This window comes from Tunturibacter psychrotolerans, assembly GCF_040359615.1.
Taxonomy (GTDB): domain Bacteria; phylum Acidobacteriota; class Terriglobia; order Terriglobales; family Acidobacteriaceae; genus Edaphobacter; species Edaphobacter psychrotolerans.
The window spans coordinates 1854095-1877262 of the sequence record NZ_CP132942.1; the positions used below are offsets into that span (position 1 = coordinate 1854095).

At 58.2% G+C, this 23168-nt stretch carries 18 protein-coding genes; 4 read left to right on the top strand and 14 right to left on the bottom strand.

Annotated features, from left to right (window positions below; translation table 11 throughout):
- Positions 1–11: 11 nt before the first annotated feature.
- The gene (locus RBB77_RS07625; protein WP_353066122.1) at positions 12–1037 is read right to left on the bottom strand and encodes a hypothetical protein; all 1026 of its coding nucleotides are present in this window, start codon (positions 1035–1037) and stop codon (positions 12–14) included.
- Between the two features lie 183 nt (positions 1038–1220).
- On the opposite strand from RBB77_RS07625, the gene RBB77_RS07630 reads away from it, so the two are divergent.
- Together RBB77_RS07630 and RBB77_RS07635 are read left to right on the top strand one after the other, a co-directional pair.
- A complete protein-coding gene (locus RBB77_RS07630; protein ID WP_353066124.1) occupies positions 1221–2405 on the top strand; it encodes a tetratricopeptide repeat protein in 1185 nt (394 codons plus the stop codon).
- 6 nt (positions 2406–2411) lie between these two features.
- Positions 2412–4214, top strand: coding sequence for a chloride channel protein (locus tag RBB77_RS07635; RefSeq protein ID WP_353066126.1), 1803 nt, complete (start codon positions 2412–2414; stop codon positions 4212–4214).
- A 113-nt stretch (positions 4215–4327) separates the two neighbouring features.
- Here RBB77_RS07635 and RBB77_RS07640 read toward each other — a convergent pair whose 3' ends face one another.
- The 6 genes from RBB77_RS07640 to RBB77_RS07665 form a co-directional block, all read right to left on the bottom strand.
- Positions 4328–5353 carry a threonine ammonia-lyase gene (locus RBB77_RS07640; protein WP_353066129.1) on the bottom strand — a complete coding sequence of 342 codons (1026 nt, stop codon included), beginning with the start codon at positions 5351–5353 and terminating at the stop codon, positions 4328–4330.
- Between the two features lie 112 nt (positions 5354–5465).
- Positions 5466–7682: a patatin-like phospholipase family protein gene (locus RBB77_RS07645; RefSeq protein ID WP_353066131.1), complete on the bottom strand. Its 2217-nt coding sequence runs from the start codon at positions 7680–7682 to the stop codon at positions 5466–5468.
- A gap of 202 nt (positions 7683–7884) precedes the next feature.
- Positions 7885–9549, bottom strand: coding sequence for a ribonuclease J (locus RBB77_RS07650; protein ID WP_353066133.1), 1665 nt, complete (start codon positions 9547–9549; stop codon positions 7885–7887).
- Positions 9550–9672: 123 nt separating this feature from the next.
- Positions 9673–10074 (bottom strand): hypothetical protein, encoded by a 402-nt coding sequence (locus RBB77_RS07655; RefSeq protein WP_353066135.1) that lies wholly within the window; start codon positions 10072–10074, stop codon positions 9673–9675.
- A 94-nt stretch (positions 10075–10168) separates the two neighbouring features.
- Positions 10169–10918 (bottom strand): ribose-5-phosphate isomerase RpiA, encoded by a 750-nt coding sequence (rpiA, locus tag RBB77_RS07660; protein ID WP_353066137.1) that lies wholly within the window; start codon positions 10916–10918, stop codon positions 10169–10171.
- 82 nt (positions 10919–11000) lie between these two features.
- Entirely contained in the window at positions 11001–12539 is a 1539-nt protein-coding gene (locus RBB77_RS07665; protein ID WP_353066138.1) for a carboxylesterase/lipase family protein, read from the bottom strand.
- A gap of 100 nt (positions 12540–12639) precedes the next feature.
- On the opposite strand from RBB77_RS07665, the gene RBB77_RS07670 reads away from it, so the two are divergent.
- Together RBB77_RS07670 and RBB77_RS07675 are read left to right on the top strand one after the other, a co-directional pair.
- Positions 12640–13251 carry a protoglobin domain-containing protein gene (locus tag RBB77_RS07670; protein WP_353066140.1) on the top strand — a complete coding sequence of 204 codons (612 nt, stop codon included), beginning with the start codon at positions 12640–12642 and terminating at the stop codon, positions 13249–13251.
- Positions 13252–13405: 154 nt separating this feature from the next.
- On the top strand, positions 13406–14791 hold the full coding sequence (locus tag RBB77_RS07675; RefSeq protein WP_353066142.1) for a dihydrolipoyl dehydrogenase family protein: 1386 nt from the start codon (positions 13406–13408) through the stop codon (positions 14789–14791).
- A gap of 229 nt (positions 14792–15020) precedes the next feature.
- Here the strand turns inward: RBB77_RS07675 and RBB77_RS07680 are convergent, their stop codons facing one another.
- From RBB77_RS07680 to asd, 7 genes are all read right to left on the bottom strand, one after another.
- Positions 15021–15866, bottom strand: coding sequence for a 2,3,4,5-tetrahydropyridine-2,6-dicarboxylate N-succinyltransferase (locus RBB77_RS07680; RefSeq protein WP_353066144.1), 846 nt, complete (start codon positions 15864–15866; stop codon positions 15021–15023).
- A 54-nt stretch (positions 15867–15920) separates the two neighbouring features.
- Positions 15921–16841, bottom strand: coding sequence for a 4-hydroxy-tetrahydrodipicolinate synthase (gene dapA, locus RBB77_RS07685; protein WP_353066146.1), 921 nt, complete (start codon positions 16839–16841; stop codon positions 15921–15923).
- A 122-nt stretch (positions 16842–16963) separates the two neighbouring features.
- A complete protein-coding gene (locus RBB77_RS07690) occupies positions 16964–18211 on the bottom strand; it encodes a pyridoxal phosphate-dependent aminotransferase (RefSeq protein WP_353066148.1) in 1248 nt (415 codons plus the stop codon).
- A 324-nt stretch (positions 18212–18535) separates the two neighbouring features.
- Entirely contained in the window at positions 18536–19804 is a 1269-nt protein-coding gene (locus RBB77_RS07695) for an aminopeptidase (RefSeq protein WP_353066150.1), read from the bottom strand.
- Between the two features lie 18 nt (positions 19805–19822).
- On the bottom strand, positions 19823–20509 hold the full coding sequence (gene dapB, locus RBB77_RS07700) for a 4-hydroxy-tetrahydrodipicolinate reductase (protein ID WP_353066152.1): 687 nt from the start codon (positions 20507–20509) through the stop codon (positions 19823–19825).
- Between the two features lie 10 nt (positions 20510–20519).
- Positions 20520–21923, bottom strand: coding sequence for a lysine-sensitive aspartokinase 3 (lysC, locus tag RBB77_RS07705; RefSeq protein ID WP_353067591.1), 1404 nt, complete (start codon positions 21921–21923; stop codon positions 20520–20522).
- Between the two features lie 26 nt (positions 21924–21949).
- Complete coding sequence (gene asd / locus RBB77_RS07710) at positions 21950–23071, bottom strand: aspartate-semialdehyde dehydrogenase (RefSeq protein WP_353066154.1); 1122 nt, start codon at positions 23069–23071, stop codon at positions 21950–21952.
- Positions 23072–23168: the final 97 nt, after the last annotated feature.

The window sequence follows — 23168 nt, forward strand, 5'->3', positions numbered from 1 at the left end:
TCAGCACGAGCCTAGTCCCGGTCGCTCCCATAGATAGGGATCCCTTGCGACACTTTGAACGCAAGACTCTCACCCCTCGCCGCAAACTCCGACTTCGGATAACGCGCCTTCAAATCCATCGCGAGTGCCTGCATCCTCTTCGCCGCTTCATCAGACTTCTTCTTATCCTCCTGCACCAGGTACATCGTCACCACCACACCCTGCCGGTACACCGCGTTGTACAGGGCCTCCGCAGCCTTCGGTCCATCCGCATATTGCTGCGCATACTTCACATACTGCCCCGTCTCCATCTCCGGACACTTCGGCAACCCCTGCCAGTCCCCGCACAATTTGTTATCCAGTAGATCGAACGCCGCCCGCGCCGCAAACTCGCTCCCCGGATACGTTTTGATCACCTTCTTCAACTCCCCCTCGTAGATCTGCGGTCGCAGATAAGCTTCCTGCTCCTTCGCGCTCGGCAGCGTGCTGACATCCAACTTATCGAGCTGCCATCGAATGTCCGCCGCCCTCCATGCCGCCTCACCCGCCAGCGGAGAATTCGGAAAATATTCCGCAACCCGCTTATAAAGCAGATGAGCCGAAGCAGCCGCACCTTTCGGTGCATGCGGTCGCTCTGCCTCATCCTCAAAGTTCGCCGCAGACCCAAACAGAATCACATCTCCACCAGACGTGGCCGGCCCCAGAATCCCCTTGTCTCGAATCCACCCCGACGCCGGCATTACATTCGCGTCCTCGCCAAACATCGGTTTATTGCGGTCATCCTCATTGGCATCGTCATTGATATCGGTGTTCGCAAACACCTTCACCCACGGCCCGCTGCGTTCCACAATCTGTATCTCGTGGCCCGGTGTTACCAGCGAGATCTTCTGCGCATCTGCATCGGACGCAACATACACATTCGCATCATGCAGCACCGTCGCGATAGCAGCCCTATCGTAGTTCTGCCCCTTCTTCTGCCCCAACGCGGCGACAGCCGTCATCAGCATCACCGCCTCAACACCAAACGCCGCATATCGCCGAATAGAAAGAATCCGCATAGACCTCATTTAGACGCCGCCATAGTTTGCCGGGCAGCAAGACAGCGTCCAGTCTAAACTTTGCCCAGTCGTCACGAACCAATATCGCCATCAACTCTCCGAAGACGGCGTCACTATCCCCATACGCATCAAATCCATAGACTGGAGAGAGCAGCAGCTAGAAGAACGCCCACCATTCGCTTTATGACACTGCAAACAGAAGACTATTCGAGCCTGAAGCGACGCTTGATCCTTCGCGACTCCCTGACCTTCCTCAGCCTTGCGCTCATCACCGTTCTCCTGTTTCTCATCACATTCTTCCTCTTCCGATCCTTCGCGTCCCACCGCCTGGAACTCGGTCAGCGCTGGTCTGCCCGAGGCCAGGCAGCGATCAACTCCGGCCATCCCGACCAGGCCATCGTAGCCCTTCGCACCGCGCTATCTTACGTCCCCGGCCAGCGTTCCTACGAGCTTCTCCTCGCCCAGGCCCTCGGCGACGACGGCCACACCGAAGAGTCCAACAACTACTTCCTTGGCCTATGGGAGGCCGAACCCGGCAACGGCTTCATCAATCTGCGCCTGGCCCGCCTCGCCGCTAAGAAAAACGACGTTCAATCTGCTATCAACTACTATCGTGCCTCCGTATACGGCACCTGGGAGGGGGACGGTGTCCTCCGCCGCCGCGATGTCCGCCTCGAACTCGCCCAATACCTCATCGCACAGCAAGAACTCAGCAGCGCCCGCACCGAGCTCCTCATCGCCGGAGGCAACGCTCCCGACGACGTTCCCCTAGCCCTCACCATAGCGCAGCTGCTCGAGCAAGCCAACGCCCCCCACGATGCCCTGAACTATTACCACAAGGTCCTCGCACAGGACCCCAAAGACAACACAGCGCTCGAATCTGCCGCCCGCCTCGAATACGATTCCGGCCGCTTCGACGAGGCCCACCGCCTCATGGAGCAGGCCATGCACGAACGCGAGGCCGCTACCGCCAACCAGCAAACAATCACTCCCAGCGATAAGGAGATGCTCGACAACTCCACGCGCATCCTCGCTCTCGCGCCCCTGAAGAAGCTCCCAAACAACCAGCGTGTTACCCGCATCCTCGAAGCCCGCGCTGTGGCAAAGAAACGTTTCGATGCCTGCAGCGCACAGATCTCCACCTCGAGCGGCCTCCTAACCCCGCTGCAAGATCTCACAACAAAATGGGCGAACAAAGACGCCACAAGCACTCGCGCCGTTCTCCTTGACGATCCCGCTCAGCAGGACGCAACCATGCAGCTCGTCTTAGACACCGAAACTCAAACCAGCAAGATCTGCGGCAAACCCACCGGTGACGATGCTCTCCTCCTGCAACTAGCCGAATTTCCCAAAGCGATGGAGCCCTAAGCGAAGATGGAAACCGACCCAACCATCGCAGAGAGCGAACCAGTCGCAGCTCCCACCCTTCGTGAGGATGTGATCGCCCGCATCGCTCCCGGCCGCGAGGAGCGCATCTTTCTCGTCCTCTCCATCTTCATTGGCGTCATCTCCGGCCTGCTCGTCGTCTCCTTCCGCATGGCCATCGAGTGGCTCAGCGTCCTCCTCCTCGGCTCCTCTCCCAACCCGCATCAGCCGCGCCTGCTCTACGTCCCCGCGGCCGCGGGCTTAGTCATCGCCATTCTCACTCGCTACGTCTTCCCCAATGTCCGAGGCAGCGGAATCAACCAGACCAAGGCCGCCCTCTACATCAACAACGGCTACATCTCCTTCCGTACCGTCATCGGCAAGTTTCTTCTCTCTGCCCTCGCCATCGGCAGCGGCCACTCCCTCGGCCCCGAAGACCCATCCCTCCAGATCGGAGCCGGCGTCGCCTCCCTCATCAGCCGCCGCTTCGGCATGTCGAAAGAAAGGCTGCGCATCTTCGCTCCCATCGGAGCCGCCGCCGGACTCGCCGCCGCCTTCAACGCCCCCATCTCCGCCATCCTCTTCGTCATCGAAGAGGTCATCGGCCAATGGAGCGCCGCCGTCCTCGGCTCCATCGTCCTCTCCGCCGTCGCCAGCGTCGTCGTCGCCCGCTCATTCTGGGGCACGCAACCCATGTTCCGCATCCCGGTCGTCGACCTCCGCGACTCACGCGAGCTCCTCGCCTACGCCGCCCTAGGAGTCGTTGGCGGCTTCGCCTCTCTTCTCTTCGCCCGCTGCCTCAACTACCTCCGTCCCAAACTCCGCAGCCAGCCGCAGTGGTCGCAACTTCTGCAGCCAGCCGCGGCCGGGCTCCTCGTAGGAGCCATCGGCTACTTCGGACTCGTCCAGGTCATGGGCGCAGGCTACGACGCCATCGACCAGGCCATGCACGCCCAGTTCGCCTGGAAGATGCTCCTCCTCCTCGCGCTCTTCAAAATCATCGCCACCACGCTCTCCTTCTCAAGCGGAACCCCGGGCGGAATGTTCGCCCCCACGCTCTTCATCGGAGCTATGCTCGGCGCCGCAGTAGGCACCTTCGAAAAAATCTACTTCCCGCATCTCACCGGCACCATCGGCTCGTACGCGTTGGTCGGAATGGGCGTTCTCTTCGCCGCCTTCCTTCGTGCGCCTCTCACCTCCGTCTTCATGGTGCTCGAGGTCAGCGGCAACTACTCCATCGTCCTGCCCGTCATTCTCGCAAACGCCATCGCTTACCTCATCTCCCGCGTCCTCCAGCCCGTCCCCATCCTCGAACAGTTCACCCACCAGGACGGCCTCGACCTCCCCTCCATGGAAGAGCTCCGCGAAGAGAGCAATCTCCACCTTGAAGACGCCATGCAGCCCGTTACAGTCCCGGTCCTTCAAGGCAGCGAAACCATCGCCGACACGCTGCACTCGCTCGCCCAGTACGAGGACCTCAAATCTATCCCCGTCATCCTCGTCCACTGCCTCGATGGCCTCTGGTACGCCGCAAAGAGAGAAGAGCTCGAAGCCCTGGCGAATACAACAGGAGAGACCACCCCGCAGATCGAACTAAATTCCGCCGCAGCTCCGTCCGCCACCCTAGCCGAACATCTCGGCCCCGAACGAACTCCCGTCCTCTTCCCGGATCTACCCCTCTCAAGCGCTCTGCCGCACTTCCACCGCTGGCCGCTTCTCCCCGTAACCAACCGCGCCATGCGCGGCTCCCTCGAAGGAACAATCACACTACAGGAAGTCCTGAACCGCTACCAAAAACACAGTCAGCATTGATTCCCACCAACGGTTAGAAGCGATCCGATCGCACCACAACGACAGGGTACAAAAGTCACGAAGTGACCGCACGAACCGGGGGTGGCCAAGCGCAGCGGGCCCGTCCGGCAGGACTAAGCCTTGGCGACCAGCTCTCCCTCGAGCTGCCGTCGCAACTCGGGTTCCAAATTCCCACCACTAAGAATCACCGCAACCTTCCGAACCTTCGGCAGCTCCTCCGCATGAAACAGCGCCGCCGCCAATGTCACCGCACCACTAGGCTCCGGCACCAGTTTGGTAGCACTCAAGATCACGCGCATCGCCGCCAGTATCTCGTCCTCCGACACCGTCACAATCCCATCCGCAAACTTCATCACATGCGCGAAGTTCAACACTCCCATACTTTGCGTGCGTAACCCATCCCCAATCGTCCGCGTGGTATCCGCTGCCGGCCACTCCACCAGCTTCTTCGAGTAGAAGCTCTCCTTCGCATCGGCCGCCAACTCAGGCTCCGCACCCCAAACCTGCACGCCGGCACTCACCAACCCGGTCTGTGCCGCAAGCTTCACCGAAGTAGCGGTCCCACTCAGCAACCCCCCACCGCTCACAGGCGAGATCACCAGCTCCACTCCCGGGAGTTGTTCCACAATCTCCAACCCACACGTAGCCTGTCCGGCAATAATCTGCGGCGCATCGTAAGGCGGAATCATCGCATACCCAAACTTCGCCACCAGCTCTTCCGCCTTTAATCTGCGCTCAGACGAAGCCGGCCCCACCTCCACAATCTCCGCACCCAGCGCCCGCGTAGCCGCCTTCTTCACCTCCGAAGCGTTCCCCGGCATCACAATCACTGCCTTCGCCCCCAGCGCCCGCGCCGCATACGCCACACCCTGCGCATGGTTTCCACTGGAGTAAGTAATCACCCCACGCCGCAGCTCCTCCGGCGACAACTGCGCCACCATGTTGTAAGCCCCACGCAGCTTGAAACTCCCAATCGGCTGCTCACTCTCCGCCTTGATATAGAGATCGAACTCCGGCTCCGCAAATCTCCCCATCCGCAGCCGAGCCCGCTCCACGCGATAGAGCGGCGTCCTCACCGCCACCCCGGCAATCCGCTTCTTCGCCGCCCGAATCTCCTCTAACGTCACAAACTCGCTCATCCGCCCGACTCTCCTTACAGCTCCTGCCGCAAGGATAATAATAAGCGTCTGCCACGAAGTAAGTAGAAGGGAAGCACCTGGTAAACGAGGCGAATCACCTCGAACAAAGTCACTAAAACACCCGGCCCAGACCGAAGAACCACTTGCGGTGGTCGCTATCCCCGATGCTCGCGCCACCATAAAGCGGCCCCAGCAGCGTCTTCACCACCACTGCGCCGGAGATATCGTTCGGCAGAGTCGGCGTCCCTGGCGCCCCATTCCACACCTTCCCAATCTCATAAAATCCCGCCGCGTAGATTGACTCGCCAATCACCGGATTCAGCTTCGCCAGCCGGTAGAGATACCCCGTTTGCCCAAGAAAATAATCACTCCCCAACAACTCTCCACGATCGTATGAACTCAACCGCAGCGCACCACCGAGTGAAAATCCAGCAAGCCCTAGATTCGTAGCGCCAAAGCTCGTCCCTCCCGACATCGTTCCGAAGATAATCCCTTTCTCTCCCACAGGAAGAAAATGCGCCACTCTCGAGTCCCACTGTGAGTACCCGCCGTCCCCAAACGGTCTCTGCGTCGAATAGATGTACTTCGTCAAAAACTCGGTCCCTCTCGTAGGAACCTGCACACTATCCTGCCCCAGGTATTGAAACCGCACATTACTCACAAATGGCGTCAGATGGAAGACCTGCTCAATCGGCTGCCCAACCCGCAATGTCTCGCCATACCACTGGTAGTCTTCGCCCACTCTCAACTCAGCCTTCGAGCCGAATCGATACCCAAGATCGAAACCGAAACCGTTCCGCTTCTCGGTGTACTGCGAGAGCTCCTGGCTCCCTGAATAGAACGAGTCAATCGTATGCGAGTAATACGCGCGCGGCGCGACAAAATACCGCCTGCCCACAATCAAGGGCTGATACAACTCCCCGCTAACCCCCGCTACCTGACCCACTGAGGCATCCAGCCGCACCTCGGACCCAGGTCCCGTCAGCCCAAAGAACGTCGCCCGTCCACCCAGCCCAAGCTGAATATCATTCGAGTCATTCGACGCAAGCGTGGGCCCGACATTCAAAAACGGCGGCCCATAATTTGTCAGCCGCGGTCGCACCAGCAACCCCGTTTGATTGTTCTCATCGATCAGGTTGTAACTGATGCTCGAGTAAGTCCCTGTCCCTTGCAGGTCCGCAATCGTGGTGTCAATCTTCTGTGAGTCGATTGGCTTCCCCACGTACTTCGAAAACTCATTCGCAACCTCGGCTCGCTGCGCCCCCTCCAGCCCATACACGCTCACAAACTGCGGCACAGGAATCTTTGTCCTTCGCCGAGCATCCCGCTGCTCGACATACGCCTGCCACTCTGCATCGTTCAGAGCATATTTCTCCAACTCAGCCGCATGCTCCTCCGCCACCCTCACGCCCTGCGGAATAATCTGTGCACTTTTCTCAAACTCGCTCGAAGTGAACTTGCTCAAATCCGCCTTCAGCAGAATATTCGCGTCCTTCATGCTCTTCAGCTCATTCGCCGAAACCATGATGGATAGATTTCTTCCCGCCACCCCCACCAGCGAATTGAAGCTCTCCTTATCCACCGGCCCCGTATCCAGGTACACCGCAATCACAATCTTCGCGCCCATACCGCGTGCCACATCCACCGGCAGATTGTTCACCGCAGCGCCATCCGAATAAACCTGATCCCCATGCACCACCGGAGCAAACATGCCTGGAATCGACATGGTCGACCGCATCGCCTGCGCCAGTGATCCATCTTTGAACACATGCTCGGTTCCCGTCGAAATATCGGTAGCCACGCAGCGGAAGGGAATCGGCAGGTCATCAAAGTTCTTCAAATCGTAGTAAGGGAGCATCTCCCGATCCAACAGCATCCCCACGCCCGATCCAGAATTCAATCCGTTAGGAAAACTGAACCCATGCTTCAATCCAAAGTCGAGCCGGTTCGGAAACGCCAGCTTGTCTTCCTTGCGACGATAGCTCAACGCCGGAAACGGCACCTGCCCACTCAACACCGCTGACCAGTCAATCCCACCAACAAACGTCTCAATCTCCTGCGGACTGTTTCCCGACGCATACAGCCCACCGATCAGCCCACCCATACTGGTCCCGGCCACATCGTCCACCGGAATATGGTGCGCCTCCATCCAATCAATCACACCGATATGCGCAAACCCCAGCGCCCCGCCACCCTCCAGCACCAGCCCGATCGTGGGCCGCGTCGGCGGCTCAATCGTAGGCTTCTGCGCCTCGGCCGCTCCAGTCGACAACATCGCCGCGATCGACATCGTTGCCAACATGCACCGGCCAAAAACAATCCTCAACATAAAGTCACCTTGTGCGCCAAACCGCACCGCCGCACCGAGACACTCGCCCGGACCGCTCCCAATTACCGGTTCCGCGCTGATCCTACTATCACCACACCCTCATCTCGACCTCTAACTGACAGGGGTAATCACCACCCTAACCAGCATCAACGCACAAAAAAGCGCCCCATCAGGAGCGCTTTTTCACTGCAACAACTACGTTTCAGATCTCGAGAATAACCGGCATAATCAGAGGTCGCCGGCTCGTGCTCTTCTGGATGTACCGCTTCAAATCATTGCGAATCTTCTCTTTGATCACGCCGTAATCGGCCTTCTCCTCCGACGAAGATCCCTCCAGCGTCCGCTGCACCACCTGCCGAGCCTCAGCGATCAGGCCCTCCTCAGGAATCGCCATGCCCCGCATCACAATCTCAGGAGGATTCTCGAGCAGACCCGTCCGCTTGTTGATCGCGATGATCGGCAGCACAATCCCGTCCTCGCTCAAATGCTTCCGATCGCGAATGACAATGTCTTCCACGACGTCAGTCGAAGTCCCGCCTGAATCGATGCACACCCGACCAACCGTAACCTTCCCGGTCTTCGTTGCCGAGCCCTTATCCAACTCCAGAACATCGCCGTCTTCGAGCAGAATTGTCTTCTCGACCACGCCCATCGACCCCGCAAGTTCTGCGTGACGCTTCAAGTGGCGATAATCTCCATGCACGGGAACAAAGAACTTCGGACGAACGAGATTGATCATCAATCTCAGCTCCTCCTGGCTCCCATGTCCACTCACGTGGATCAACCCGGACTGCCCATCATCATGAATCACCTTCGCATCGCGCCGCTCAAGGTGATCGATCATTCGATAAATAGACTTCTCATTCCCCGGAATCACCCGCGAGCTCAGCAACACCGTATCGTCAGCATCGATGTGCGCAAATTTGTGATTATTCACCGCAGCCCGGCTCAGAGCGCTCATCGGTTCGCCCTGCGTTCCGCTAATCATGATCAGCAATTTATTTGCAGGAAAATCACGAATCTGTCCCGGGTTAATCACCAGACCCTGCGGCACATCGAGATACCCAAGGTCCTGCGCAATCTCGGTCGAGTTATCGAGCGACCGCCCAATAATCGCAACCTTGCGCCCATGCTCATGCGCCAGCTCCATCGCCAGCCGAATTCGATGGATCGAAGAAGAGAAGCAGCTAAAGAAGAGCTTCTTCTTCGTCTGCGAAAAAATTTCGTCCAGCTTCGGTCGTACTGCACGCTCGCTCGGCGTATATCCGTTGCGATCGACGTTGGTCGAATCCTGCAGCAACAGCAGCACGCCCTGCTTGCCTAGCTCGGCAAACGCATGCAGGTCGAACGGCTTGTTATCCGGTGGCGAAAGATCGATCTTGAAGTCGCCCGTATGCAGCACCACGCCCACCGGCGTATGAATCGCCAGCGCCACGCAATCCACGAGCGAGTGCGTCACCCGAATCGGCATGATCGAAAACGGCCCCAGCGTCAGCCGCTTGCCGGGAATCATCTCGTTCAAATCGGCGTCATCGAGCAGCCTGTGCTCTTCGAGCTTGCCCTCGACATACGCCAGAGTGAACTCGGTCCCATACACCGGAACGTTCAGCTCAGACAGAATCCACGGCAGCCCGCCAATGTGGTCTTCATGTCCATGCGTCAAAAGGATCGCGCGAACTTTCTCGCGGTTTTCAGTCAAATAGCTGATATCCGGGACAACAATGTCCACACCCAGCAACTCTTCTTCAGGAAACATCAGACCAGCATCGATGACAATAATGTCATCCTGCCAGCGGATCGCCATGCAGTTCATACCGAACTCGCCAAGGCCACCCAGCGGAACTATCTTCAATTTATCTTGTGCCATCAATACTTAAGCTTATCACTGCACGCGAATTCTCTTAGATATCGGGCAAACGTGGCGCTCAGCTACCTCAATTTACAGGCTACCTGACCGTGAAGTGAACGAGCACCGTTAAACTCGAGCCTTTCATTCCGCAGGTAACGGCATTGGAGTAATCATCGTTGCTGACTTCCAAGCAGCTTTATCGAACGCGGGATCCTGTACCGGGTTCTCCAGCCGCATGGCCGAGATTTGACCATCTGTTGCGATCGTAAATCGAAGTAGCGTCTCCTCTTGCTTCAAGGACGTCTGATTCGCGGACTCAGCCGCCGGCCTCAGCCAGTGTTTCTTCAAGTCGGCAATCAAGATCCTCATATAGGGACCAAGATCTACTCCGTTGGTGTCGCTGAGCAGATCCACGCCCAACTTCAAATCAGAGGATTGCGGAGGCATCGCAGGTGTCGTGGTCTGCGCGTGTGCAGGGGTAATCAAACATGGAGCCAGCAGTACGAAGGCGAGAAAGCACAGAAGCTTTTTCATACAGGTCATGATATTGACGCCCCTATCCCACGGCAAGAGGGAAGCCACTCTAAGAGAGACCATTTACTTGTGCAGGAGATCGAAGCAGGAGACGTGCGACAGCCTACCGCGCCGCCTCCAAAACCTGAATCCCCTCCGGCCCACCAATCACCACCTTGCTCGCCATCCCCAGAAACAGCCCATGCTCGACCACACCCACCGTCGCCTTCAGTTTTTCTGCCGCCAGTTTCGCGTCAAACCCAACCTGCGGCAGTTTGCAGTGGGCAATGTAATGCTGCCCATCGGTTACAAACGGCTTTCCATCATCATTCACACGCAATTCACAATCAAAACCCAGATCCTTCAGCCGCCTCATCGTCGTCTCAAACCCAAACGGCACAATTTCCACCGGCAGCGTAAATACGGCCCCCAGCGTCTTCACCAGCTTCCTGGGGTCAACGGCAATAATCAGCTTCTTACTCGCAATCGCGACAATCTTTTCCCGCAGTAACGCTCCGCCATGGCCCTTGATCAGGTACAGCGTCCCCTCCTGCACCTCATCCGCCCCGTCGATCGTCAGATCGAGCTGCGGCAGGTGCGCAAAGTCACTCATTGGAATCTTCAAACCCAACGCCTGCTTCTGCGACGCCTCAGAGGTAGCAATCGCCGTAATCCGCAATCCCTCCGCAACCCTTCGCCCTACCTCTTCAATCACCAGCGCCGAAGTAGAGCCAGTCCCCAACCCCACCTTCATCCCATCTTCAATCTGCGACGCAGCCCAAACCGCAGCCCTGCGTTTAGCTGCATCCGTCGAATTTGCCTGCTCATGAGTACTCATGCCTTCCTTGATATCACGTGCAGAAAAAATCTGCATCACGCCGCCAGCGAATCAGCAAGAAGCCAGCGAAACAGGCACCCCGGCTGTTCTCAACAATCGGTTCGTAAGCCATTGAGTCTTACAGAGTTTCCTTCCATAGCGCGAGTTCAGCAGCTTGCGGCCCTTGTTCCACGCGGCTTTCCGTACTCGCCTTGTAGCCGAATATCATCGTCGACCGGTTTTGTTCGTCATACTGCGGCCATGCAGGAAGCCCCGGTGCCGCAGGAGTCTCACCACGGATGAACGCAGCCCAGGCCGCGTGCATCTGCTTGCCCAAAGCAGCTTCAGATCCAGCATCTGCAACCTGCTTGTGCGGATGATTCCAGACCATGCCAACATCCAACGAATGATAGGCGTCGCCCGCGAACTTACCGCTCGTCTCCGCGAACTCCAACTCGTAGACATACGCGCTACCGCCGCCCTTCAGATGTGCCTCTGCGACACGGATAGAAGGGATCCAATACTCTTCCGCCGTAACCGCGCGAATACGACGCTGCTCAACGCTGAGCTGCGGATAGATCTCTTTGTATTTTTGATAGACAGCATCGAACTTCGCGACACTCGTGTTGCCCAGCTGAATCGCCGTTGCATCTTTCGCCGGATGTGGCCCGATGAAGATAGCGCTTTCTTCCCGGTTGGTGCCGATCAGCAGTCTCTTTCCACGGGTCGAACCGCCGGCAATCGTCTCCACGGGAAGGCGCGGAATAAAACTCCCATCAATCTCGGCACGCAGCGGGAAGTGCTGCGGCCACGTATCGATGAATTCTTGCTGAGCCTGGATCAAGCTTGCTCCCGCTGCCGTCTTTACACTCGCGATGGCGTCGCCCGATTGCTTCTGCCAGATATCTGCAAAGCCCTTTGTGATCCCTGCGCTCGCCGCACGAGCCCACACGCGTTCAGCCCCGCCACTCTCGGAGATCATCTGATGAAACAGCGGCTGGGCCGAGGGAATGCCCATCAAAATATCCGTCAACTTTGCACCCGCTGACTCTCCTCCAACGGTGACGCGAGCCGGATCGCCACCGAAAGCGCCGATGTTCTCCTGTATCCACGACAACGCAGTCATCACGTCATGCAGCCCATTATTCGCGGTTCCTGCATACTGCTCGCCGAGGAGATGTTCAAAATCCAGAAAGCCAAACACCCCCAAACGGTACTCGACGGAGATACTGATAATCCCTTCGCGTGCAAAATCCGTGCCGTAATACATGGGCTCGAAGGCGTAGCCGTCGGTAAAACCTCCGCCGTGAATCCAGACAAAGACGGGGAAAGGCCCGCTACCTTCGGGCACCCAGATGTTCAAGTAGAGGCAATCTTCGCTGTGCGGTACTTCCAGCAGTTTGTGCTGCATCGGCGCGGCGGAGAACTTGGTTGCATCACGTTCGCCCTTCCACGGGGTTATTTTTTCTGTCGGGAGAAAGCGTAACGGCCCAACCGGTGGTTCAGCATAGGGAACGCCCCGAAAGACGACTACCCCGTTTACGCTTTCCCCACGCAGTGCTCCGCTCGGTGCGCGAACGACTACGGGGGTGACGACAGGAGCCGCAAACAGACTGCTGGTTCGGGGAGCAAATGCGGCCAACGAACCATTTACCAGGAACCTTCGACGAGTGATCATAGGTATCGGCTTTATTTTAGCTTTCATCTCCTCAACCTAAAGTCTCTTAAGCCATGTCACTCTAAATAGACCGAAGCTCCAGAGAAGGAAAGAGAACCTCATGCAGAAAGTCGCCGAACGAATTCATGGCTACACCTACGGAACATCCGAAGTCGCGACCTCACCTGTCACGCTGCAGCAGTTAGAAGCTCTAAAAGTTACCGTAGGCTTCACTGAAGAGGATCAGCGTCATCTCCAGCAAGCCGGCACCGTTCTCGCAGGCCAGACCAAACAAATAGTCGAACACTGGCGCAGCGGAATCATCGCAGGAATTCCAAATCTCGCCCGCCACTCGCGCTCTCCACAGAACGAACCCTTGCCCGACTATCTCGCCAAGAGCAATCTTCGTTTCCAGCAATGGATCCTCGACACCTGCCTCCGCCCCTACGACCAGGACTGGCTCAACTATCAGCAGGAGATCGCCCTCCGCCACACCGCGCTGAAGAAAAACAAAACCGACAACGTCAGTTCAACTCCCTACGTCCCACTCCGCGACATTGTCGGCTTCATCTCTGTCATAAACGAAACCATCAAACCTTATCTCGCCGCGAAGAATCATTCTGCCGACGAAGTGGATCGAATGCATCGGGCATGGTGTAAATCGATCCAACTCCAGCTGGCACTCTGGGCCGAACCCTACACCAACGACCATCAGGCCCCAAACGAATGGTGAAGAAGTCAATTTTGGTGAAGATGACGTCCTGCCAACACCTGATCGCGACCAACGGAAGCGCCAACCGAAGGGGTATACAAGTCACGAAGTGACCGCCGCCCGCGCAGGGCGAACCCGAACCAACACACAATCCTAAAGAGCACGGAGAACGCCAATGTCTACCCCGGAACAATACGACGCACTCATCATAGGCAGCGGAGAAGCTGGAAAATATCTCTCCTGGCATCTCGGCTCCCAGGGCAAGAAGGTCGCCAACGTCGAAGACAAGCGTCTCGGCGGAGCCTGCCCCAACATCGCCTGCCTGCCCAGCAAAAACGTCATCCACTCCGCCAAGGTCGCTTCCTTCTTCCAGCGCGGCTCGGAGTTCGGCATCGTCCACGGCGACTGGCACGTCGACATGGAGGCCGTCAGCGCCCGCCGCCAGCGCATGATCGATGGCCTGCGCGACATGCACCTCGCCAACTACACAAAAAACAACGCCGAGGTCGTCATGGGCTTCGGTCGCTTCATCGCCGACAAGACCATCGAAGTCGCCCTCAACGCTGGCGGCACCCGCACCCTCCGCTCCGACTACATCTTCCTCGACACCGGCTCCCGTGCCACCATCGACCCTATCCCCGGCCTCGTCGAATCCGTGCCCCTCACCCACATCGAACTCCTCGAACTCACCGTCCTCCCCGAGCACCTGCTCGTCCTGGGCGGAGGCTTCATCGGTCTCGAACTCGCCCAGGCCATGCGCCGCTTCGGAGCCAACGTCACCATCATCGAGCGCAACCCAACCCTCGTCCACCGCGAGGATCCTGACGTCACCGAAGGCCTCCACCAACTCTTCAAAGACGAAGGCATTGACATAGTCACCAGCGCCAACATCACCCGCGTCGAAGGTACCTCAGGCAAATCCGTAACCGTGTACCTGAGCGACGGCGCCAAACTCCAGGGCTCCCACATCCTCGTCGCCACCGGCCGCACACCCAACACGCAAAACATGGGCCTCGACGTCGTAGGCATCAAAACCATCCCCACCGGTCACTTCCAGGTCAACGACCGTCTCCAGACGACCGCCCCCGGCGTCTGGGCCATGGGCGACTGCGCCGGTTCGCCCCACTTCACCCACATCTCCTTCGACGACTTCCGCATCGTCCGCGACAACCTCGCCGGAGGCAACCGCACCACGAAGAACCGCCAGGTCCCCTCCGTCACATTCACCGATCCCGAACTAGCCCATGTAGGCCTCAGCGAGAACGAAGCAAAGAAGCAGGGAATAGCCTATCGCCTCGGCAAGATCCCCATGGCCGCCGCCCTCCGCACCCGCACCCTCGACGAGACCCGCGGCTTCATGAAGGTCCTCATTGGCTCCGACGACCACATCCTCGGCTTCACTGCCTTCGGATCCGGTACCAGCGAACTCCTCCCCGTCATCCAGCTAGCAATGTCAGCGAACCTGCCTTACTCCGCGGTCCACAACATCATCCTTACCCATCCCACCTTGTCCGAAGGTTTCATCAACCTCTTCAACACAGTCCCAAAGAAACAAGCCTAGAAAAGGGCCCATCCCGACCAACGGGAGGGCCCAAAACAATCGTTACCACTAAAAAGGTACACACGCCACGAAGTGGCCGCTCCACGCGCAGTGGGCCCGTCCGGCAGGACGTCGTCCAAAAATAAACCCAAAACCGTGGCACATTTTTTTTACAGCCAAAAAGTGGTGTTTAAAACTCCACCCCAGCCACACAAAACACCACAAACTCACCACGATTTACCACTACAAACTAGCGCAAAATCTCTTCTAACACCAAAGAAAGCTCAGTTTTCTCGTCCCGATATTTAACAATCACCGGAGCCGCCAAACTCAACCCCCACTCCGCACCCTTCCCCTTGGAAACCGCCCTGGATCCCGGCACTACCACCGCGCCTTCCGGAATCACCAGAGGCACCTCCGCCGTCGCCTTATAAATCTCGCCTTTCACAAGGTCATACACAGGCGTCCCTCGAGTCAACACTGTTCCAGCCGCCAGCACCGCACGCTTCCGCACCACGGTCCCCTCATAAACACCAGTATTGCCACCAATCAAGCAATCGTCTTCGATAATCACGGGCGAAGCATTCACCGGCTCCAGCACTCCACCAATCTGCGCCGCCGCACTCAGGTGCACCCGCCTTCCCACCTGCGCGCAACTCCCTACCAGCGCATGCGAATCCACCATCGTCCCCTCATCCACATACGCCCCCACATTCACATACGCGGGCGGAATCACCGCAACCCCCTTAGCCACATAAGCACCAGCCCGCACACTCACGCCACCCGGCACCACCCGCACTCCATCCGCCACCGAAAACCGCCGCACCGGATACGTATGCCGATCGATAAACTGCAACGTCTCGCCGCCCATCTCCACCATCGTCCCAATGCGAAACCCCAGCAAAATCCCCTGCTTCACCCACCCATTCACGCGCCATCCCAGCGGCAGCGAAGTATCCGGCTCGGCAGCCCGCAACCCTCCCGTTTCTAACTTCTCACGCAGCTCAAGAAAAGCCGCCTCCGCCTCTGCATTACCAACCGCTGCCGCACCCTGCGCAAACCAAAGTTCAATCCGTTCCTGCAATGTTCCGTTCAAAACTTCGTCCTCATCTCTCTCTCACTCATGATTACCAGCTATCAATAATGAAACCTAAAACATCCGCAGATCTTCGCCCGTTGCCGGAACCCCAACCAGCATTCCCAGCTCACCAATCATCCGTTCCAGTCGTCTCCGCGTCGCGTCGGACACCGGCACCATCGGCAGCCGCAGCACATCCTCCCCACGCCCCAGCATGTGCAGCACCGCCTTCACCGGAGCAGGACTAGCCTCCCAAAAATGCGCCTGCATCAGCCGGAAAAACTGCCTATTGATCCTCCGCGCATCAACCCAATCGTTCTCCAGCGCCGCCTTTACCATTCGCGACATCTGCCCTGGGATCACATTCGAAGCCACCGACACCAACCCCGCTCCACCCAACGCCAGCACCGGCAACGCGAGCCCATCATCTCCCACAAACACCTTGAAGCTTCGCGGCGCCGTCGTCAGCAGCTCGGTAATCTGTGCAATATTCCCGCTCGACTCCTTCACTCCAATGACGTTCTTCAACTCCGCCAGCCGAAGCATCGTCGCCGGTTCCAGGTTCGCACCCGTCCGCGAAGGAATGTTGTACAGCAACACCGGGAGCTCCGTCGCCTCCGCGATTGCTTTGAAGTGTTGATACTGCCCCTCCTGCCCCGGCCGATTGTAGTAAGGATTGGCGCTCAGCACGCCCGTCAGCCCATGCACCTGTGACAGTTTTCGCACCCGCGCCACAGCCTCATGGGTCGAGTTGTGCGTGCAGCCCGCGAAAACCGGAACCCGCCCCGCCGCTGCTGCAATCACGACCTCAATCGCCCGCAGCCACTCCACCTCAGTCAGTGTCGAGGCTTCCCCCGTCGTCCCGCACGGAACAAGAAAGTCGATTCCACTCTCGATCTGCCACGTCACCAGCGCATGCAGCGCAGGCTCGTCTACACTGCCATCCCTGCGAAAGGGAGTTACCAGCGCCGTTCCACAACCCATCAATTCCATAATGACTGCAAGTTTACCGCGTCAGCGGGTGTCGGTTCAGCACACCCAAGCCTCGCAGCAAATCAAAGCGAAAAAAATAGCCCCGACAATCTCTTGCCGAGGCTGAGCGCTTTTTACAACAACTAGCCGCGATAGAGCTCCGACGGCACATGGAACTCAGGCATATGCAGTTCCGCCGCTCCATTCGCCGCTCCCGCGGGCATGTCCATGCACTTCACGAAAGCCGTCTGGAATCTCTCCATCTCGGCCTTTGTCCCCACCGTCACCCGCACATAGTTCGGCATCGCCGACCACGTCCTTCCAACCGCAACATTCTCCTTCAACATGGCTGACTGGAACTGTTTCCCCGGACGCCTCACATCGACCATAAACATATTGCCCTGCGATCCCGGAATCACCTTATAGCCATGCTTTGTCAGAAACTCCACCGACTCCGTCCGAATATCCGCATTGATCTTCTTGCGCAGTGGAACCAGATCCTTATCCAGCAAACTCGCGCGGGCAGCCGCAGCGCTTGCAATCGAGACGCTCGCCAGGCTCTGGCTAGGCCCACCGACATTGTTGAACCGGTCAATCAAATCCGGCCGTGCCACAGCGAACCCGGCCCGCAGCCCGGCCATTCCATAGATCTTCGAGAACGTCCGCATTACGATCACGTCTTTATCCTGCGTCACCAGATCGATGCACGACTCATTATCGGAAAAGTGGGTATAGGCTTCGTCGATAATCACAACCGAACCCGCCGGCTTGTTGTTCACCAACCAAACAATGTCTTCCTTGGGAGTAATCGTTCCTGTCGGATTATTCGGATTCACAATGTAGTACGCGCCCGGCGAGGGGTGCGCCTTCAACATCGCCTTCACATCATGCGCATACGTGGCGGTCAGCGGCACCGGATACTTCGGCGCCTTCATGGTCTCAGCCGCCCGCGGAGCCTGCTCGTAGCTCGGATCTCCATAAACCAGCGGCTTGTCCGGACCAAGATTCGACATCAACGCCAGATCCAGCGGCCCGCTCGAACCAGGAAACAGCGCCGAATAATCCTTCTTCAACCCAAACTCTCCATTGAAGACATCAATCGTCTTCATGTACTCATCCCAGTGGTACCGGCCCCCCTGCACGCCCATGCTACATATCGCCGTCAGCGCGGATTGCGCAGGCCCCAGCGGATTTTCATTCGAACTGATCACCACCGTGTCGGCAGAAAGCGGCTGCATCCCACGCGTCCCGCTTCGTCGTGCCGTCTGTCCTGCAGCCGCAGGCGGTGTCATCGAGGCAAATGCCGGAAACGTAGTCGCTGCCGCCGAAGCAGCACCAACGATGCGCAGAAACGATCTGCGGGAAACACCTTGCGTCGTATCGAAATTCATAGACAGTTCTCCTCGAAAAGGTCGAATTGGAGAGAAGCGACACCACGGCGACAGAAGGATGAGGCCAACTGAGGATCCTGAGGATCAGCTACATATTTCCTGCAAAGCGAATCGCCTTGCAGCAACTATTCTTTGGGAACTTTGGGATAAAGACGGGACCGCCGTCCGATTGGCTTCAATTTATCGCGAATTTTCCGCGAATACCAGACAAATTATTCCGCGAACGGTGGAAAAAACAGCAGCCACGCAGCTTTTCTCAACATGGGAGCGGCGCGCGGCCAGCATCTTCGAATCAATGCTGGCCGCATCACACTCTCCGTGTGGCTAAACCCACTCGCCCCCACGCATCAACGGCTCAGCCGATCCATCCGCCGCCACACCATCCACGTCCATCTCGCCCGACCCAATCATCCAGTCCACATGGATCAGGCTCGCGTTCGCACCCAACGCCGCCAATTGTTCCCCATCCATCTTCTCGCCGCCAATCAAGCACGTCGAATAAGCCTGCCCCAGCGCAATATGACTCGCCGCGTTCTCATCGAAAAGCGTATTCCAGAACAACACGCCACTCTGCGCAATCGGCGAAGAGTGCGGTACCAGCGCCACCTCCCCTAATCGCCGCGCCCCATCATCGGTGCCGATCAATCGGTTCAGCACGTCCTTGCCAGCTGTCGCCGTAGCCTCAACGATCTTCCCGCCTTCAAACCGCACTGCAATATTTTCAATCAGCGTCCCCTGGTGCGACAGAGGCTTCGACGCCCTCACCGTCCCATTCACGCGGTCCTTATGCGGCGTCGTAAAGCACTCCTCGGTTGGAATATTCGGCTGGCAATAAACCCCATTCCCCGCGGTCGTTCCGCCCCCGGCCCACAGATGGTCATCCGCCAAACCAACCTCTAGATCCGTGCCCGGACCTTTGAAGTGCAGCGCAGAAAATCGCTTCGCATTCAGCATCTCCATGCGCCTCTTCAATCGCGCTCCATGCTCCTTCCACTCCGCCACCGGATCATCCACCGCAATCCGCGAGGAGACGAAGATCGCCTCCCACAACTTCGCAACAGCAATATGCTCAAGCTCCCCCGGAAACACCAATTTCGCCCACTCCGGCGTCGCGCACGCGACGATCGTCCAGTTGATCTCATGCCGCGTAATCAACTCCATCGCTGGTTTACCCGCCTTCGACGCGGCAACGTTCGCCCGCGCCACCTTCGCAGGATCCTGCTTCGCCAGCAGCGCCGGATTCGCCCCCGCGATCGCCAGTCGAGCCGCTCCACTCCGGAAGCCCTCTGCAATCCCATCATGCAGCCACTTCGGCGCATAGTCGAAGCTCGCATCCGCACCATACTCATACCGCGCAAGCACACTAGGATCATCCGAATAGAACGTAGTCACCAGCAGTGCCCCAGTCTTGTACGCATGCTCCGTAATCCTGCGCACCAACGGAAGCGCCTCAATCGGAGCGGACATGATCAACTCCTGCCCGGCCCTCAGCCCCAGCCCAATCTTCACCGCGACCTCAGCCAGCCGGTCGAGCTTCTCTTCGAACGTCAGTTCCGCAAACTTCGTCTTCGCAACCGCTTCCATCACGCTCATAACATCTCCTCGCAACTACTAGACCTCGGTGTAAACATCCTGAAAGTCGAAGCACCCTGTTCGCGAAGCCAACCACTCCGCCGCCCTCACCGCACCCTCGGCAAACCCGCGCCGCGAAAACGCCTCATGCGTCAAGACCAACCGGTCCGCATCGCTCGTAGCAGTCAGCGTGTGCAACCCCATCACATCTCCCTCGCGCTGCGCCTCGACCGGAACCTCCGACACACCAGCCGCAGTCTTCACCACCTTCTCCAAGGTCATGGCCGTACCCGACGGAGAATCCAGTTTGCTCGCGTGATGCGTCTCTGAAATCGAAAACGCATATCCAGCTTTCTTAAGATCCTCTCCCATCGTCTTTGCGAGGCGAAACATCACCTGCACCCCAACCGAAAAGTTCGTCCCATACAACAGCCCAGCCTGCTTCCGCTCCGCCAGCCCGCGCATATCGTTCAGCTTGTCGTACCAACCCGTGGTCCCAATCACCATCTTCGCGCCGGTAGCGAGGCACGCCCGCATGTTCTGAATCGTCGCCTCGGGCGTGGTGAAATCAATCACAACATCAAACCCTGAAACAAACGGCGGCGTCAGCGCCGAGGCTCCCGCATTCTCCTTAGCGTCCAGCACATGTACGCTATGCCCATGTTCCGCTGCAACCGTTGCCACCAGCTTGCCCGTCTTCCCCATCCCCAACACCAGAACCCGCATTGATCCCTTCCTAAACCTTGCTCGCAAGCTGAACCCGATTCACAACGTCGAACACCGTCTCATCCGGGTTCGCAAAGAAGTGGTTATGCAAACTCCGCACAGCCTCTTCCACATCCTCTTCATCAATCATGAAGCTCATGTTGATCTCGCTCGCACCCTGCGAGATCATCCGCACGTTCACATGGCTGATCGCCGAAAACACCTGCCCCGCAATGCCATTGTGTCCGCGAATATCCTCGCCCACCAGGCACACCAGCGCCTTGTGTCCTTCCATCTTCACATCAGCAATCTTCGCCAGCTCTGCACAGATCTCCGGAAGCTGCTGATTGCTATCCACCGTCAACGAGATACTCACCTCGCTCGTCGAAACCATATCAATCGCGCACTTGTACTTATCGAAGACATCGAACACCGCCTTCAGATACCCATGCGACATCAGCATCCGGCTAGCAACGACGTCGATAATCGTCAACCGCTTCTTCGCCGCAATGCTCTTGAATGGACTCGCGCACCTCGCCGCCATCGCAGTGATCTTCGTGCCCTCATTCTCCGCATTGCGCGAGTTCAGCACCCACACTGGAATACTCTTTTGCACCGCCGGCAGAATCGTCGCCGGATGGAGCACTTTCGCGCCGAAGTAAGCCAACTCCGCAGCCTCTTCAAAGCTGATAGTCTTCACCCGCAACGCATCCGGGCAGATCCTCGGATCGGTCGTCATAATTCCATTCACGTCCGTCCAGATCTCAATCGCGCCCGCATGCATTCCCCCCCCTACTAGCGAAGCGGTGAAGTCACTTCCTCCGCGCCCAAGCGTAGTCGTAACCCCTTCTGCCGTCGAACCAATAAACCCTCCCATCACCGGCGTCTTTCCAGCTTGAACCAGTGGCAACACAATCTCTGCCAGCTTCGCTTCAATCGCCGCGTCCTGTGGCACAGCCTTGCCGTAGCTCGCATCCGTGATGATGCAGCTCCGGGCATCGACATGCGCGCCCTCCAGCCCCTGCTGGCTCAGAGCCTCGGCCATCATCCTGCTCGACATCCGCTCCCCAAAGCTCACCACCAGGTCATTCGTGCGAGGCGTCAGCTCTCCCACCGCAGCAATCCCGCGCAGCAGATCGTCAAGCGCATCGAACTCCTGATGCAGCACCTGCTGAACCCGTACACACCGTTCCCCCTCCAGCAACGTGTTCGAAGTGTCGATATGCCGATGCCTCAGCCGAGCCCCAATCGCTAGTGCCCCTGCCTTATCCCCGCGGCCCGCAGCCGCTGCAGCCGACAACAGTAGATCAGTCACCTTCGCCATCGCCGACACAACGACAACAGCCTCCAGCCCCTTCTCCCGCCGTCCGCGAACGATAGCCGCCGTCCGTTTCATCGCCGGCGCGTCCTCCACCGACGTGCCCCCAAACTTCATCACAACCAGCTTCTCTCGCGCTACACTCAAGCCGTCACCGCCACAGCCTTCGCCGAAAACGTCTCCAATGGAACTCCCAACTTATCCAGCTTTCCTAACAACGCCAACACCTCCGCGTTCAACACCGCCGCTCCCGCCGCACCGCGAATCGTATTGTGCGACAGCACCACAAACTTCCAATCCAGCAGCGTGCACTCACGCAAACGCCCTACCGTCGCCGCCATTCCATGTCCGCGCATCCTGTCCAGTCGAGGCTGTGGCCGGTCGACTCCTTCGTCATACTCCACCGGCTGCTCCGGAGCCGTAGGCAGATGCTGTCCCTGCAACGGCAGAAACTCACTCCACGCCGCCAGAATCTCCTCCCGCGTAGCCTTCTTCTTCAGCTTCATGCTCACGCACTCCGTGTGTCCATCCTCCACCGCCACCCGGTTGCAATGCGCGCTCACCTTCGCATCCAGCAGCTCAATCCCCGAGCTCTTCCGCTTACCCAGCAGCTTGCCGACCTCTTCCTGCAGCTTCTCCTCTTCATTCTTGATAAACGGCACCACGTTCCCCAGAATGTCGAGCGATGCCACTCCCGGATATCCCGCGCCGCTCACCGCCTGCATCGTCGACACAAACAAACTCTCAATCCCGAACTTTTCCTCAAGCGGCTTCAAAGCCAGCACCAGCCCAATCGCGCTGCAGTTCGGATTCGTAACGATATATCCCCCACGCCCACCGCGGTCCTTCCGCGAGCTCTGCGTCTCCAGCAGCGCAAGATGATCCGAATTCACCTCCGGCACCACCAGCGGTACATCGGCTGTCATCCGGAATGCGCTCGAGTTCGAAATCACCGCGCAACCCGCTGCCGCAAACTTCGGCTCCAGCTCTCGCGCAATATCCGCGTCAAGCGCCGCAAAGATAATCTTCGGCAACTCGATCGCCGATCCCTCAGGAACATTCGGTTGCAGCGTCATCGCCGCAATCCGCTTCGGCAGCGGAGTATCCAGCTTCCACTTACAAGCCTCGGCATACGTCTTCCCGGCACTGCGATCGCTCGCCGCCAGCCACGCAATCTCGAACCACGGGTGATTGCTCAAAAGTTGAATGAATCGCTGCCCGACCATTCCGGTCGCGCCAAGAATGCCAACCCTGCGTCGTTCCATCTACTAAGAATAACTCGCGGACCGAACACCGTCACTCACCCAAAAGCCGACCAACGGGAGGACCAAGCAGAGCACCTAGCAAAAAGGTAGACAAGTC

Coding starts and splice junctions, on each gene's coding strand:
- RBB77_RS07645 (WP_353066131.1), bottom strand. CDS start 7,682: ATGTTGAGGATTGTTTTTGGCCGGTGCATGTTGGCAACGATGTCGATC.
- RBB77_RS07665 (WP_353066138.1), bottom strand. CDS start 12,539: ATGATCACTCGTCGAAGGTTCCTGGTAAATGGTTCGTTGGCCGCATTT.
- RBB77_RS07640 (WP_353066129.1), bottom strand. CDS start 5,353: ATGAGCGAGTTTGTGACGTTAGAGGAGATTCGGGCGGCGAAGAAGCGG.
- RBB77_RS07695 (WP_353066150.1), bottom strand. CDS start 19,804: ATGAGCGTGATGGAAGCGGTTGCGAAGACGAAGTTTGCGGAACTGACG.
- RBB77_RS07630 (WP_353066124.1), top strand. CDS start 1,221: ATGACACTGCAAACAGAAGACTATTCGAGCCTGAAGCGACGCTTGATC.
- RBB77_RS07675 (WP_353066142.1), top strand. CDS start 13,406: ATGTCTACCCCGGAACAATACGACGCACTCATCATAGGCAGCGGAGAA.
- lysC (WP_353067591.1), bottom strand. CDS start 21,923: ATGAAGTTTGGGGGCACGTCGGTGGAGGACGCGCCGGCGATGAAACGG.
- RBB77_RS07625 (WP_353066122.1), bottom strand. CDS start 1,037: ATGCGGATTCTTTCTATTCGGCGATATGCGGCGTTTGGTGTTGAGGCG.
- asd (WP_353066154.1), bottom strand. CDS start 23,071: ATGGAACGACGCAGGGTTGGCATTCTTGGCGCGACCGGAATGGTCGGG.
- RBB77_RS07670 (WP_353066140.1), top strand. CDS start 12,640: ATGCAGAAAGTCGCCGAACGAATTCATGGCTACACCTACGGAACATCC.
- rpiA (WP_353066137.1), bottom strand. CDS start 10,918: ATGCAGATTTTTTCTGCACGTGATATCAAGGAAGGCATGAGTACTCAT.
- dapA (WP_353066146.1), bottom strand. CDS start 16,841: ATGGAATTGATGGGTTGTGGAACGGCGCTGGTAACTCCCTTTCGCAGG.
- RBB77_RS07650 (WP_353066133.1), bottom strand. CDS start 9,549: ATGGCACAAGATAAATTGAAGATAGTTCCGCTGGGTGGCCTTGGCGAG.
- dapB (WP_353066152.1), bottom strand. CDS start 20,509: ATGCGGGTTCTGGTGTTGGGGATGGGGAAGACGGGCAAGCTGGTGGCA.
- RBB77_RS07635 (WP_353066126.1), top strand. CDS start 2,412: ATGGAAACCGACCCAACCATCGCAGAGAGCGAACCAGTCGCAGCTCCC.
- RBB77_RS07655 (WP_353066135.1), bottom strand. CDS start 10,074: ATGACCTGTATGAAAAAGCTTCTGTGCTTTCTCGCCTTCGTACTGCTG.
- RBB77_RS07690 (WP_353066148.1), bottom strand. CDS start 18,211: ATGAATTTCGATACGACGCAAGGTGTTTCCCGCAGATCGTTTCTGCGC.